This is a genomic window from Bacillus sp. AR4-2 (genome assembly GCF_008274865.1).
Lineage (GTDB): Bacteria > Bacillota > Bacilli > Bacillales > Bacillaceae_G > Bacillus_A > Bacillus_A cereus.
The window spans coordinates 4740436-4753869 of the sequence record NZ_CP031062.1 but is presented as its reverse complement, the minus strand read 5'-3'; the positions used below and the strand labels follow the sequence as shown (position 1 = coordinate 4753869).

Sequence of the window (13434 nt, the reverse complement as noted above, 5' to 3'; positions counted from 1 at the left end):
TATTAGTAGAGGCTCACTCATTGATTGCGACTTATGTCGAAAAATTGAATGAGCATTCATTCAAGAATAGGGGGAGAATTGGATGTTCCAAATTAAAAAGGCTGCTGTTCTAGGTTCAGGCGTAATGGGTTCGGGAATTGCGGCACACTTAGCTAATATTGGTATTCCGACATTATTGCTTGATATTGTACCACCTGCGCTTACGAAAGAAGAAGAAGCGAAGGGACTTACATTAGAACATAAAAGTGTGAGAAATCGTTTTAGTAATACGGCTGTGCAAAAACTATTAAAGCAAAAACCAGCTCCTCTGACAGTGAAAGGAAATTTAGCACTGATTGAAGCAGGTAACTTAGAAGATGACCTTGAGCGTCTAGCTGATGTAGATTGGATTATTGAAGTAGTAGTTGAAAACTTAGATATTAAAAAGAAACTATTTGAAAAAGTAGATGCGGTTCGTAAACCGGGTTCTATCGTAAGCTCGAATACGTCAGGTATTTCAGTTGAAAAAATGGCAGAAGGTCGTTCAGACGACTTCCAGAAACACTTCTTAGGCACACACTTTTTTAACCCACCACGATATTTAAAACTTCTAGAGGTAATACCGACGAAAGAAACAGATCCACAAGTATTAAGCTTCATGAAACTATTTGGCGAAGACGTTCTTGGAAAAGGCGTTGTTATCGCAAAAGATACACCAAACTTTATTGGAAACCGCATCGGTACGTACGGTTTACTTGTTACTCTTCAAGAGATGGTAAAACGCGGCTATAGCATTGGGGAAGTTGATTCTGTAACAGGCCCACTTATTGGTCGTCCGAAGAGCGCAACGTTCCGCACATTAGATGTTGTCGGTTTAGATACATTCGTACACGTTGCAAATAACGTATATGAAAATGTGCAAGAAGAAGAGCGTGATGTATTTAAAGTACCAGCTTTCATGCATGACATGCTTGAGAAAAAATGGCTTGGAAGTAAAACGGGTCAAGGCTTCTTCTTAAAACAAGGAAAAGAAATTTTAGAATTAAATCCTGAAACGATGGAATACGAAGCGCGTAAAAAATTAAAAGCTGCATCCGTAGAGTTAAGTAAACAAGAAAAAGGATTAGCGAATAAATTGAAAGCGCTTGTATACGCGAAAGACCGTGCAGGAGAGTTATTATGGAACATCATTACACCAACTCTTTTATACTCTGCAAAACTTCATAAAGAAATTGCTGACGATATCGTTGCAATTGACCAAGCGATGAAGTGGGGCTTTGGATGGGAGCAAGGGCCATTTGAAGTGTGGGATGCAATCGGCGTTGAAAAATCTGTTCAAAAGATGGAAGAAAACGGCGTAGTTGTTCCTACTTGGGTGAAAGAAATGTTAGAGAAAGGTTTCACTACTTTCTATAAACATGATAACGGCGATAGCTACTATTACGATAATGGCGAATATAAGCTAATCGAGCGTAATAAAAAAGCAATTTCTCTTAAGCAATTAAAAGCGAAAAATGGTGTATTAAAGAAAAATAGCGGAGCGAGCTTAATTGATTTAGGCGACGGCATCCTTTGCTTAGAGTTCCATTCGAAGAGCAATGCAATCGGTATGGATATTACGCAAATGATTAACTACGCTGTTGATGAAGTAGAAAAGAATTATAAAGGTCTTGTTATCGGTAACCAATCGAAGAACTTCTGCGTTGGTGCGAACCTAGCAATGATCTTAATGGAAGCACAAGACGACAACTACTTTGAAATTGAGTTAGTTGTGAAAAACTTCCAAGATGCAATGACGAAAATTAAGTACTCTTCTAAGCCAGTTGTAGCAGCACCATATGGTATGACGCTTGGCGGAGGTACAGAAGTTTGCTTACCAGCAGCGAGCATTCAAGCTTCTAGTGAAACGTATATGGGCTTAGTAGAAGTTGGTGTTGGCTTAATCCCTGGCGGAGGCGGTAATAAAGAGCTATACATTAAACACTTAAACAAAATGGCAAACGGTGTAGAGTTTGATCTGCAAAAAGTTGCAAATAAAGTGTTCGAAACAGTCGCAATGGCGAAAGTTTCAACTTCAGGACAAGAAGCAGTTTCTCATAACTTCTTAGGTGATAAAGATGGTATTAGTGTGAATGGTGATCACTTACTATACGATGCGAAACAGAAAGCACTTGCTTTATATGAAGCTGGTTACAAAGCGCCAATCCGCAAAAAGATACCAGTTGTTGGGGAAACAGGATATGCAACTCTTGCACTTGGTGCAGAAGCAATGCATTTATCTGGTTACATTTCAGAGTATGACCTTCACATTGCGAAGAAACTTGCATATGTCATTGCGGGCGGAAAAGTACCGTACGGAACAGAAGTTGATGAGCAATATTTATTAGATGTAGAACGTGAAGCATTTATTAGCTTAGTAAGTGAGATGAAATCACAAGCAAGAATGCAGCACATGCTTGTAAAAGGAAAGCCATTACGTAACTAATAACGAGGGGAGATATCGTTCATGAGAGAAGCTGTCATTGTTGCGGGAGCAAGAACACCAATTGGAAAGGCAAAGAGGGGTTCATTAAAAACAGTTCGTCCTGACGATCTAGGGGCGTTAGTAGTAAAGGAAACGTTAAAGCGTGCGAATTATGAAGGACCAATCGATGATTTAATTTTCGGTTGTGCGATGCCAGAAGCAGAGCAAGGTTTAAATATGGCTCGTAATATCGGCGGATTAGCAGGACTTTCTTACGATGTTCCAGCTATTACGATTAACCGTTACTGTTCTTCAGGTTTACAAAGTATCGCTTACGGAGCAGAGCGTATTATGCTTGGTCACTCTGAAGCTGTATTATCAGGCGGAGCAGAATCAATGAGTTTAGTTCCAATGATGGGACACGTTGTTCGTCCGAATAGTCGCCTTGTAGAAGCGGCTCCAGAATATTATATGGGTATGGGACATACAGCAGAGCAAGTTGCTGTGAAATATGGAATTTCTCGTGAAGAGCAAGATGCATTTGCAGTAAGAAGTCATCAACGTGCTGCGAAAGCATTAGCTGCAGGAAACTTTGCTGATGAAACAGTACCTGTAGATGTGACGTTACGCTCGGTTGGATCAAACAATAAACTGCAAGAAGAAACAATCACTTTCGCACAAGACGAAGGTGTAAGAGCAGAGACGACGCTAGACATTTTAGGGAAATTACGTCCAGCATTTAACGTTCGCGGTTCTGTAACAGCTGGTAACTCTTCACAAATGAGTGACGGTGCAGCATCTGTACTATTAATGGATCGCGAAAAAGCAGTGAGCGATGGCATGAAGCCACTTGCGAAATTCCGTTCATTTGCAGTAGCTGGCGTACCACCAGAAGTAATGGGAATCGGCCCAATCGCTGCAATTCCAAAAGCGCTAAAACTAGCTGGCTTAGAGCTATCTGATATTGGCTTATTTGAACTAAATGAAGCATTCGCTTCTCAATCAATTCAAGTTATTCGTGAACTTGGTTTAGATGAAGAAAAAGTAAACGTAAACGGTGGTGCAATCGCACTTGGACATCCACTTGGCTGTACAGGAGCAAAACTAACACTATCTCTTATTCACGAAATGAAACGCCGCAACGAACAATTCGGTATCGTAACAATGTGTATCGGCGGCGGAATGGGAGCAGCGGGAGTATTTGAATTACTTTAAAAAAAGTGGAAGCGGCTCGCTCAGAATGAGAGGGGGATGGAGCTTCAGACGTAGAGGCGTTCTTTGCCTCGCAGGAAGAAGCGAAGCCACCGAACATTCTAGCCGCTGGAACTGGATTAGATAAAAAGTGCAGGTGGCTCGTTTAGAACAGGAGGGCGTTGGAAGCCCTGACGAAGAGGCGCTTTTTGCCTCACAGGAAGGGGTGAAACGACCGACTGTTTTAGCCACTGGAACTGGATTATAAAAAAAGTGGAAGCGGTTCGCTCAGAACGAGACGACGCTAAAGCAAAGAATGGAAGCAACAAAGGTTTATAAAAAAAGGGAGAGCCAGCTTCTTTCAAAAAGAGAGAAGCGGCTCATGAAAATATGAAGGAGGAAATTTTCATGGAAAAAACAGTAGGAAATGCGGTTAAAGGCGGTAGCTTTTTAGTAGATGAGATTACGATTGATCAAGTGTTTACGCCAGAAGATTTTTCATCTGAGCATAAAATGATTGCAAAAACGACAGAGGACTTTATTGTAAATGAAGTTCTTCCAGAGCTTGAATATTTAGAGCAACATGAGTTTGATCGTTCAGTTCGTCTTTTAAAAGAAGCTGGGGAACTTGGTTTATTAGGCGCTGACGTTCCAGAAGAGTACGGCGGAATTGGTCTTGATAAAGTAAGCTCAGCGTTAATCGCAGAGAAATTCTCTCGCGCTGGTGGCTTTGCAATTACTCACGGTGCTCACGTAGGTATCGGATCTTTACCAATCGTATTATTCGGTAACGAAGAGCAAAAGAAAAAGTATTTACCATTACTTGCAACTGGTGAAAAATTAGCTGCATACGCATTAACAGAGCCAGGTTCAGGATCTGACGCATTAGGTGCAAAAACAACTGCACGTTTAAATGCAGAAGGTACACATTACGTATTAAACGGTGAAAAACAGTGGATTACAAACTCTGCATTCGCTGACGTATTTATTGTATATGCAAAAATCGATGGAGAGCACTTCTCAGCATTTATCGTAGAGAAAGACTACGCTGGCGTATCTACAAGCCCAGAAGAAAAGAAAATGGGTATTAAATGTTCTTCAACTCGTACGTTAATTTTAGAAGATGCGTTAGTACCGAAAGAAAACTTACTTGGTGAAATCGGTAAAGGTCATATTATCGCATTCAACATTTTAAATATCGGTCGTTATAAATTAGGTGTTGGTACAGTTGGATCTGCGAAACGTGCAGTAGAAATTTCAGCACAATATGCAAACCAACGTCAACAGTTCAAACAACCAATCGCTCGCTTCCCATTAATTCAAGAGAAACTTGCGAATATGGCAGCAAAAACATATGCAGCTGAAAGCTCTGTATATCGTACAGTAGGTTTATTCGAAAGCCGCATGAGCACATTATCTGAAGAAGAAGTAAAAGATGGTAAAGCAGTAGCAGCTTCTATCGCTGAATATGCAATCGAGTGCTCTTTAAACAAAGTATTCGGTTCTGAAGTATTAGACTATACAGTAGATGAAGGTGTTCAAATTCACGGTGGTTACGGATTTATGGCAGAGTACGAGATTGAAAGAATGTACCGTGATTCTCGTATTAACCGTATTTTCGAAGGAACGAACGAAATTAACCGCCTAATCGTACCAGGTACGTTCTTACGTAAAGCGATGAAAGGTGAATTACCACTTCTTCAAAAAGCACAAAAATTACAAGAAGAGTTAATGATGATGATGCCAGAAGAAGTAGGCGATGAGCCATTAGCACTTCAAAAGTATTTAGTAACTAATGCGAAGAAAATCGGCTTAATGGTAGCTGGATTAGCGGCTCAAAAATACGGTAAAGCATTAGATAAAGAGCAAGAAATTCTGGTAAATATCGCTGACATCGTAAGCAATCTATACGCAATGGAATCAGCTGTTCTTCGTACAGAAAAAGCAATCAAAACAACTGGTCTTGAAAAGAATAAACAAAAAGTGTTATACACTGAAGTATTCTGCCAAGAAGCATTTAACGAAATCGAAGCAGATGCGAAAGAAACACTTATCGCAGTTGAAAACGGCGACATGCTGCGCATGATGTTATCATCATTACGTAAATTAACTCGCCACACACCACTTAACGTAATTCCGAAGAAACGTGAAATCGCTGCGAAAATTTTAGAAGATGAGCGTTACACAGTTTAATATCTTTAAAGAACAGTAGTCTTTTATACGGCTACTGTTCTTTTTTTTGAAAAAAAGAACTTTTTAGTGACATAAAACTAATACCATTAGTATAATAAAACTAATGGTATTAGTTTTCATGAAAAGGGAGATGGGACTATGAGGATGATACATGAAAAAACGTTATATCAATTGTCATTTTTGCCAAGAGCGTTTCCTGTAAATTGTTACTTTGTAGAGGAAGAAGATGGTTTAACTTTAATTGATGCGGCTTTGCCATATAGCGCAAAAGGTATTTTACAGGCGGCTGAGAAAATAGGAAAACCAATTACTAAAATTGTATTAACACATGCGCATGATGATCACATTGGTGCATTAGACGCATTAAAGGAAGTACTTCCTCATGTTCCAGTCTATATTTCTAAGCGGGACGCAAAGCTGTTAGAAGGAGATACGACGTTACAAAAGGATGAACCGAATATACCGATAAAAGGCGGTGTACCTAAAAAATTAAAAACGGTACCTGATGTTTTATTGGAAGATGGCGACCGAGTTGGATCGCTTCTTGCGATTATGACACCGGGACATACGCCGGGCTCCATGTCGTTTCTTGATGTAAGAAATAAAGCTCTTATTGTTGGGGATGCATTCCAAACAAGAGGAGGTATGGCCGTTTCGGGACAAATAAAACTTTGGTTTCCGTTTCCGGCGATGGCAACGTGGAGCAAAGAAATATCATTACAAAGTGCACAGAAGCTAAGCGAATATGAGCCTTCCTTGCTTGCAGCAGGGCACGGAAAAATGATAAAGGATCCAGGGGCTGTCATAGAGCTTGCTATTAAAGAAGCGAAGCGGAATATAGAAAGTAAGAAAGAGGGTTAATTTATGTCACCGAGAATCGGACTTACATTACAGAAAATTGTAGAAACAGCTGCAGAAATTGCAGATACAAATGGAATACAAGAAGTAACGTTAGCTTCATTAGCGCAAAGATTAGGGATACGTTCGCCCTCACTATATAATCATGTAAAAGGGTTACAAGATGTACGGAAACATCTTGGTATTTACGGAATAAAACAGCTGCATAACAAACTGGAAGAAGCAGCCGAGGATAAACGTATGGATGAAGCAATTCATGCATTAGGAGAAGCATATGTAGCATTTGTCCGAAAACATCCTGGACTATATGAAGCAACTTTTTTACGAGATGAAGAAGTAAGAAAAGCAGGTGACGGAATTGTAAAGCTTTGTCTTCGAGTTTTACAACAGTATGGCTTAGAAGGAGAGAATGCACTTCATGCGACACGCGGATTTAGAAGTATTTGTCATGGATTTGCTTCGATTGAACAACAGGGCGGATTTGGTTTGCCGTTAGATTTAGATATAAGTTTACATGTATTGTTGGAAACGTTTATTAAAGGGTTACGTGAATAAGAAGCGAGGCAAACAAAAACCTTAGAAGTGATTCTAAGGTTTTTTAGTGCATATAATTCGAAAAGAGCGGTAGGCTTTTTCTCATTACATGATATTATTTAGCAGGTTTGAAAAATGTGTATATGGCTAAGAAAAAGCAAACGAAACTGAATACGGTAGGATCTTGATATGGACTAGGCTCAGAGCCCTTCTGGATTTCTGTAAGGAAGTCATGTGTTTTCATGTTCATTGCTCCTTTAACTAATAAAATTTATATGATGCGAGGGTTATGGTGGATAGATAAGAAATTTTTGGAATTTCATCTAATAATTATTCTATAGTAATCTAATTCCAAAAACTATATAATACAAAGCTTTCATGATATGTAAAATTGCATATTATTCTTTTTGAAAAATTTGTTATATTATCTATATATTTGTATTAAAAGGTTTTTGTTAAGGTAATGAAAACAAATGGAGGAATAGTATGAGAAAAACAGTATTAGACGCGTATAATGCAGAAAGAGAAGTAGATAACATAACATATAAAAATCTAGTTGTAACGATTGCAAGCATTCTAGGGTTCTCACTCTTAGGGGGATTATTCCTTGCTTTAGCCCTTGGAATTTTTGGAGAAGAGGTATTACGTGCTAATTTAGAGGGCTATTATTTACTTCTATTTGATGCAGCTGTTGTTACTATTGTTTTATTTGCGTATAAACCAGTGCTTCATTTTATTAAGAACATATGGGATGTATCTATTTTAAAAAATGGGAAAACCTACTTGTATTTATTAATAGGTTTTATCATCATTGCATTAACTCAGTATGTAATGTTAGAGTTGTTTAGCTTTGAAAGTGCAGAGCAGCAACGAGATCAATTAGGGAGCTTAGGACTTCAAAATAGTCTACAAAGTATTATATATGTGTTAAGTGTTGCTATAATTACACCAATTAAAGAAGAAATTTTATATAGAGGTATTTTGTATCGATTTTTTGAAAAGAAATATAGTTTTCTAATTGGTATCATTATTTCTTCCTTTATCTTTGGGATTCTTCATGGTGGTTTTCCAGTTACGGCAATGATTATGGGGATTGTATTTGCTATGTTATATAAGAAAACACAATCTATTTTACCTAGCATCATTTTACATATTGTATGGAACCTACTTGTGAGTATAAGTATGATTGTTTCTTTATAAAATTGAATGAATATTTAGCATAAAAGATGAATGGCCTAGCTATTCATCTTTTATTTTGTTTATATGTGGGAAAAGTTGATGAATACAATCCAAAAAGAACCAAATACTAATGATGAATGAACAAAGAAAGGCGGGTATGTTATATGCAAAACTTAACAGAGCTTGAAGTAGAAAATTTACGTCATTTAATTGGTGGACACGCAACAATTATTAACAAGTTGGAGCAGTATGCACAGACGTGTACAGATCCACAACTGAAACAAATGCTACAAAAAGATGCGCAAGATGCACGAAATACGAAACAGCAATTAATGACTTTCCTAGGATAGGAGGAAGCGGAAAATGAATGAAAAAGATATGGTAAATGATTATTTAGCAGGATTAAATGCAAGTTTAACAAGCTATGCAAATTATATTGCTCAGTCTGATAATGAACAGTTACATCAAACGTTAATTCAAATTCGTAATCAAGACGAGGCGCGCCAACGTAATATGTATGAGTATGCAAAGCAAAAGAGTTATTACAAACCGGCAGCACCTGCTAATCCAATGATTGTACAGCAATTAAAAAGTCAATTAAGTGCGGAATAACAGGAAAAAGAAGACGAGCGAATTTATTCGCTCGTTTTCTTTTTGTATATGTCAATAAATACATAATAAATATTTTTCCAGTTGTAACAAATATGACGAAAATGGAATATAACAATTCACAAAAAGGACAAAAACTTTGTTCAATATTTCACAAAGTATCCATGGTTTCTATCGTGAGAACCTCTATAATTAGGATTGTAAAGAACAAAAGAAATAGATTATATGATCAATTAGGAGAGATTGCTATGAAAAGACATACAAGAAAAATTGCAATTATCGGTACTGGATTAGTTGGATCAAGTTGTGCGTATTCTATTGTGAATCAAGGTATTTGCGAAGAGCTATTATTAATTGATATAAATCATGAACGTGCAGTTGGGGAAGCAATGGATTTATCACATTGCATTAACTTTACAAATACAAGAACAAAAGTATATGCAGGAAGCTATGAAGACTGCAAAGATATGGACATTGTTATTATTACAGCAGGGCCAGCACCAAAACCTGGACAAAGTCGCTTAGATACTTTAGGAGCGAGTGCGAAGATTATGGAAAGTGTTGTTGGTGGTGTAATGGCAAGTGGATTTGATGGTATTTTCTTACTTGCATCGAACCCAGTTGATATTATTACATATCAAGTGTGGAAATTATCTGGATTACCTAGAAATCGCGTAATCGGTACTGGTACATCACTAGATTCTTCTCGCTTAAGAACAATTTTATCTGAAATGCTACATGTAGATCCTCGTAGTATTCATGGGTATTCATTAGGAGAACATGGTGATTCTCAAATGGTTGCTTGGTCTCATGTAACTGTTGGTGGAAAGCCAATTCTGCAAATTTTAGAAGAACAAAAAGAACGATTTGGTGAAATAGATTTAGATGAAATTGTTGAGAAGACTGCAAAAGCTGGCTGGGAAATTTATAAACGTAAAGGAACTACTTATTACGGGATTGGAAATTCTCTAGCATATATTGCGAGTTCAATCTTTAATGATGATCACCGTGTCATTGCTGTATCAGCCATTTTAGATGGTGAGTACGGTGAATATGATATTTGTACAGGAGTACCAGCTATTATTACTAGAGACGGTATAAGAGAAGTTGTAGAACTCAATTTAACAGAGGATGAAGAATCTCGATTCGCAAAATCAAACGATATTTTACGTGATTATATGAAAACAATTGGTTACTAACTTATAGGAGAAGGTGAAACAAATGAAGGAATATATAATGTCTCGTGTATTTAAAGCATCTGCTGGAATCGCACAAGGTATTTTCGTATCCCTCGGAATTGGTTTACTGATCGAAAATATAGGAAGAATTGTTGATATACCATTACTTATTACAATCGGAGTTGTTGCAAAATCACTAATGGCACCGGCAATTGGTGCCGGCATTGCTTTTATGCTCGGTGCAAACGGTCTTGTAATCTTCTCGGCGATGGTAGCCGGAGCGATTGGTGCCGGATCCATTTCAATTACTGAAGCTGGTCTAATTATTAAAACAGGTGAGCCAATCGGTGCATTATTAACAGCAACTTTAGCTGTATATATTGGTAAACGTTTAAGTGGAAAAACTGCGTTAGATATGATGCTCGTTCCATTTGCGGCCATATTAGGTTCTGGTTTAGTAGGCATTTGGTTATCTCATAATATTACTCCTGTTTTAAATGCAGTTGGAGCGTTTATTAAAGATAGCTCAGCTGGTAGCCCATTCATCGCTTCTATCGTCATTGCAGTAGTTTGGGGACTATTACTTATCTCTCCAGCTTCATCAGCTGCGTTAGCAATTGCACTTAGCTTAGACGGTGTTGCAGGTGGTGCTGCTCTTGCCGGCTGCGTTGCTCAGTTTATCGGATTCTCTGTCATCTCAGCGAAAGAAAACAATTTAGGTGGCATATTAGCTCAAGCACTTTGTACTCCGAAAGTACAATTGCCAAATATCACTAAAAATCCAATGATTCTCGTCCCAACTGTCGTCGCCAGTGCTATAGTCGGTCCAGTATCAGCATTAATTTTCCAACTGGAAGCAGGAAAGGAAATTGCAGGTCTTGGATTAAGTTCTCTTATCGCACCAATTAATTTAATTTCCAGCCAAGGATGGGAAGTTCTCCCGGCGATGGTAATTACTTATATCGTCATTCCAGTAGCTGTTTCTTATATACTTTACATTGCTCTTAAAAAAGCAGGTCGTATTCATTCTGGTGATATGACTGTACCGCAATCTTAAATTGAAAATCTCCTTAATAATAGATAAAAGCAGACTGAAGCCACAGTCTGCTTTTTTGTCATGCTACATTCTATGATTTTGTTTTACTGGAACTCTTATTGGTTCTTTGGCCAATAAGAGCTGAACGCCGAAGTAAAGTATACTTGCAAGCGTCATTCCAGAAACGGCATCTACAAAGGCATGCTGCTTCGTAAATAGCGTTGATAAAATAATAAGTGTACCGAAGAAAGTAAGGATGTAATATTCAAAAACATGCTGTTCTCTACGCTTAAAGGCAGCTAACATAATTACAAATGTAGTAAGAACGTGAATGCTAGGGAAACAGTTTACTGGCTGGTCGATACTATAAATATAGCGAACTAGTTCAGAAAATACATCTGTTCCAACGACAGTCGGACGTGGTACAGTTGTTTGCCAAAAATAATAAATAGAAAAACAAGCAAGCTTTCCAAAAATAACACTACTTAAAGTAACATAATATTGCTTTCGGTCAGCGAAGCAGTAATAAATAAGTGCGCCGTATAAGTATGGAAACCAAAGTAAATAAGGAATAATAAATGCTTTTACAAATGGAATCCAATCATCCACTACAGTTGTAACGTCTACTGCGTGAACAGTCGATTTATTTAATACGTCGTAAAGGGGACTTACGAGCACGAGTAGAAGTATATAACTTAACGGAAGAAAAGATGAAAGTTTAAATTTCTTCATGTTGATCTCCTATGTTTAGTAATGTAAGTAAATTCAATTGATTATAATATAGAAACGTGAATTGGGCTATCGATTTTACTTACATTTTCTTGAATTAACCTTACGTTTTTGTCACTTGACTAAAAAGAAGGGGAGGGTGCTAAATGAAGCGTTTATCGTATTTCTTATTTTTTATATTGATATGCCTAGTCGGTGCTGGGTGTGCAAAGGATAAAGAAGGAGAGAAATTAGAATATAACGGAAGAGCACTCGTAATTGGAGTTGTTGGAGAAAAACCGAAAGATACGTTTAGGAATATAAAGTTTGAGGAAATGAAGTTAGAGGAACTGGAAAAGAAATCTAAGGAAGTAGATGGTTTTCTAATAATGAAAGATCACTTTCAAGAAGCCTCAACAGAGCAATATAAAAATGTATTTTCATCACTAAAGAAACCAGTGTTTTTTATCGGTTTACAAGATAAATCATATTCGATTTTTATTACAAAAGGGATAGAGTATAACAGTGCCCGAAAAGATGTAAATGCTATGTATACGCAAGGGTTTGCGAATATCGGAAGTGGTGAAGGACAACAATGGGCAATTGGTTTATCGAATGGTGGAAATACAGAAGAAAGTATTCATAATATGTATATCGTCGTATTTCAAACAATTGCAGATTATTTAAATAGATAATGAAGGAGCCTACAAAAGAGGCTTCTTATTTTTTTAATCAAACGTTTGTTTAAGCTGTATGTTCGGTAGGAAGAAACCGATGTAACTCAAGGGTTAACAAAGAAAAATAGAGAATTAATCAAACGTTTGTTTAAGCTGTATGTTCGGTAGAAAGAAACTCCTGTAGTTCAAAGGTTAAGAAAGAAAATGGAGAATTAATCAAACGCTTGTTTAAGATATATGTTTGGTGCAGAATCTAAAAAATTTATATATTTATTTTTTTCTTAACAAATGGCGGAAAAATAAGAAAAATTCGCAGGATTATTAAAAATTATCACGAAATAAGTAAAAGTTTAGCGAATAATGGTTTGAAATAATAAAACGTTTTCTATATGATAAAGGTAAAGGTTAGTAAAAAAGTAGGTGAATTTATGACAGTAACATTTTATTCATATCCAAAGTGTGGCACATGTCAAAAGGCAAAGAAATGGTTTGAGGCAAACGATGTAGCATATGAGATGATTCATATTGTTGAAAATCCACCATCAAAAGAAGATTTACGTAATTTACATGAAAAAAGTGAATTACCATTAAAAAAATTCTTTAATACAAGTGGAATGCGTTACCGTGAACTTGGTCTAAAAGATAAGTTGAAAGATGCAAGCGAAGACGAAATGTATGAGCTTTTAGCATCTGATGGCATGTTGATTAAACGTCCAATTGTAACAGATGGAACGAATGTAACACTTGGTTTTAACGAAGAGCAGTTTGAAAGTGTGTGGAAAAAGTACCAATAAGGTATTTTTACATAATTAATACATTCACTGGAGG

At 37.1% G+C, this 13434-nt stretch carries 13 protein-coding genes; 12 read left to right on the top strand and 1 reads right to left on the bottom strand.

Features of this window, described 5'->3' with window-relative positions:
* The first annotated feature begins 82 nt into the window (after positions 1-82).
* The 10 genes from DN399_RS24715 (at position 83) to DN399_RS24670 (ending at position 11242) form a co-directional block, all read left to right on the top strand.
* Complete coding sequence (locus tag DN399_RS24715; protein WP_000486377.1) at positions 83-2464, top strand: 3-hydroxyacyl-CoA dehydrogenase/enoyl-CoA hydratase family protein; 2382 nt, start codon at positions 83-85, stop codon at positions 2462-2464.
* 21 nt (positions 2465-2485) lie between these two features.
* A complete protein-coding gene (locus tag DN399_RS24710) occupies positions 2486-3658 on the top strand; it encodes an acetyl-CoA C-acetyltransferase (RefSeq protein ID WP_001206324.1) in 1173 nt (390 codons plus the stop codon).
* Positions 3659-4042: 384 nt separating this feature from the next.
* Positions 4043-5827: an acyl-CoA dehydrogenase family protein gene (locus tag DN399_RS24705; RefSeq protein ID WP_000416282.1), complete on the top strand. Its 1785-nt coding sequence runs from the start codon at positions 4043-4045 to the stop codon at positions 5825-5827.
* A gap of 138 nt (positions 5828-5965) precedes the next feature.
* Entirely contained in the window at positions 5966-6688 is a 723-nt protein-coding gene (locus tag DN399_RS24700; RefSeq protein ID WP_139848885.1) for an MBL fold metallo-hydrolase, read from the top strand.
* 3 nt (positions 6689-6691) lie between these two features.
* Positions 6692-7240 carry a TetR/AcrR family transcriptional regulator gene (locus tag DN399_RS24695; protein WP_000074934.1) on the top strand — a complete coding sequence of 183 codons (549 nt, stop codon included), beginning with the start codon at positions 6692-6694 and terminating at the stop codon, positions 7238-7240.
* Positions 7241-7705: 465 nt separating this feature from the next.
* Positions 7706-8419: a CPBP family intramembrane glutamic endopeptidase gene (locus tag DN399_RS24690; RefSeq protein WP_149150014.1), complete on the top strand. Its 714-nt coding sequence runs from the start codon at positions 7706-7708 to the stop codon at positions 8417-8419.
* 143 nt (positions 8420-8562) lie between these two features.
* Positions 8563-8748 carry a hypothetical protein gene (locus DN399_RS24685; protein WP_001180555.1) on the top strand — a complete coding sequence of 62 codons (186 nt, stop codon included), beginning with the start codon at positions 8563-8565 and terminating at the stop codon, positions 8746-8748.
* A 13-nt stretch (positions 8749-8761) separates the two neighbouring features.
* Complete coding sequence (locus tag DN399_RS24680; RefSeq protein ID WP_001002981.1) at positions 8762-9010, top strand: spore coat protein; 249 nt, start codon at positions 8762-8764, stop codon at positions 9008-9010.
* 245 nt (positions 9011-9255) lie between these two features.
* Positions 9256-10206 (top strand): L-lactate dehydrogenase, encoded by a 951-nt coding sequence (locus DN399_RS24675; protein WP_000820649.1) that lies wholly within the window; start codon positions 9256-9258, stop codon positions 10204-10206.
* A gap of 22 nt (positions 10207-10228) precedes the next feature.
* On the top strand, positions 10229-11242 hold the full coding sequence (locus tag DN399_RS24670) for a PTS sugar transporter subunit IIC (protein WP_000666172.1): 1014 nt from the start codon (positions 10229-10231) through the stop codon (positions 11240-11242).
* Between the two features lie 63 nt (positions 11243-11305).
* Here the strand turns inward: DN399_RS24670 and DN399_RS24665 are convergent, their stop codons facing one another.
* Positions 11306-11953, bottom strand: a complete 648-nt coding sequence (locus DN399_RS24665; protein ID WP_000713775.1) for a phosphatase PAP2 family protein — start codon at positions 11951-11953, stop codon at positions 11306-11308.
* 143 nt (positions 11954-12096) lie between these two features.
* Here DN399_RS24665 and DN399_RS24660 point away from each other — a divergent pair, with 143 nt between their 5' ends.
* Together DN399_RS24660 and DN399_RS24655 are read left to right on the top strand one after the other, a co-directional pair.
* Positions 12097-12624, top strand: a complete 528-nt coding sequence (locus tag DN399_RS24660) for a hypothetical protein (protein WP_000826873.1) — start codon at positions 12097-12099, stop codon at positions 12622-12624.
* Positions 12625-13034: 410 nt separating this feature from the next.
* Positions 13035-13400 (top strand): arsenate reductase family protein, encoded by a 366-nt coding sequence (locus DN399_RS24655; protein ID WP_000218968.1) that lies wholly within the window; start codon positions 13035-13037, stop codon positions 13398-13400.
* The last annotated feature ends 34 nt before the right edge of the window (positions 13401-13434 follow it).

Bases quoted from the DNA above. Each gene is read 5' to 3' on its own strand.
- DN399_RS24655 (WP_000218968.1), top strand. From the start codon at position 13,035: ATGACAGTAACATTTTATTCATATCCAAAGTGTGGCACATGTCAAAAG.
- DN399_RS24700 (WP_139848885.1), top strand. From the start codon at position 5,966: ATGAGGATGATACATGAAAAAACGTTATATCAATTGTCATTTTTGCCA.
- DN399_RS24695 (WP_000074934.1), top strand. From the start codon at position 6,692: ATGTCACCGAGAATCGGACTTACATTACAGAAAATTGTAGAAACAGCT.
- DN399_RS24710 (WP_001206324.1), top strand. From the start codon at position 2,486: ATGAGAGAAGCTGTCATTGTTGCGGGAGCAAGAACACCAATTGGAAAG.
- DN399_RS24665 (WP_000713775.1), bottom strand. From the start codon at position 11,953: ATGAAGAAATTTAAACTTTCATCTTTTCTTCCGTTAAGTTATATACTT.
- DN399_RS24705 (WP_000416282.1), top strand. From the start codon at position 4,043: ATGGAAAAAACAGTAGGAAATGCGGTTAAAGGCGGTAGCTTTTTAGTA.
- DN399_RS24680 (WP_001002981.1), top strand. From the start codon at position 8,762: ATGAATGAAAAAGATATGGTAAATGATTATTTAGCAGGATTAAATGCA.
- DN399_RS24715 (WP_000486377.1), top strand. From the start codon at position 83: ATGTTCCAAATTAAAAAGGCTGCTGTTCTAGGTTCAGGCGTAATGGGT.
- DN399_RS24675 (WP_000820649.1), top strand. From the start codon at position 9,256: ATGAAAAGACATACAAGAAAAATTGCAATTATCGGTACTGGATTAGTT.
- DN399_RS24660 (WP_000826873.1), top strand. From the start codon at position 12,097: ATGAAGCGTTTATCGTATTTCTTATTTTTTATATTGATATGCCTAGTC.
- DN399_RS24670 (WP_000666172.1), top strand. From the start codon at position 10,229: ATGAAGGAATATATAATGTCTCGTGTATTTAAAGCATCTGCTGGAATC.
- DN399_RS24685 (WP_001180555.1), top strand. From the start codon at position 8,563: ATGCAAAACTTAACAGAGCTTGAAGTAGAAAATTTACGTCATTTAATT.
- DN399_RS24690 (WP_149150014.1), top strand. From the start codon at position 7,706: ATGAGAAAAACAGTATTAGACGCGTATAATGCAGAAAGAGAAGTAGAT.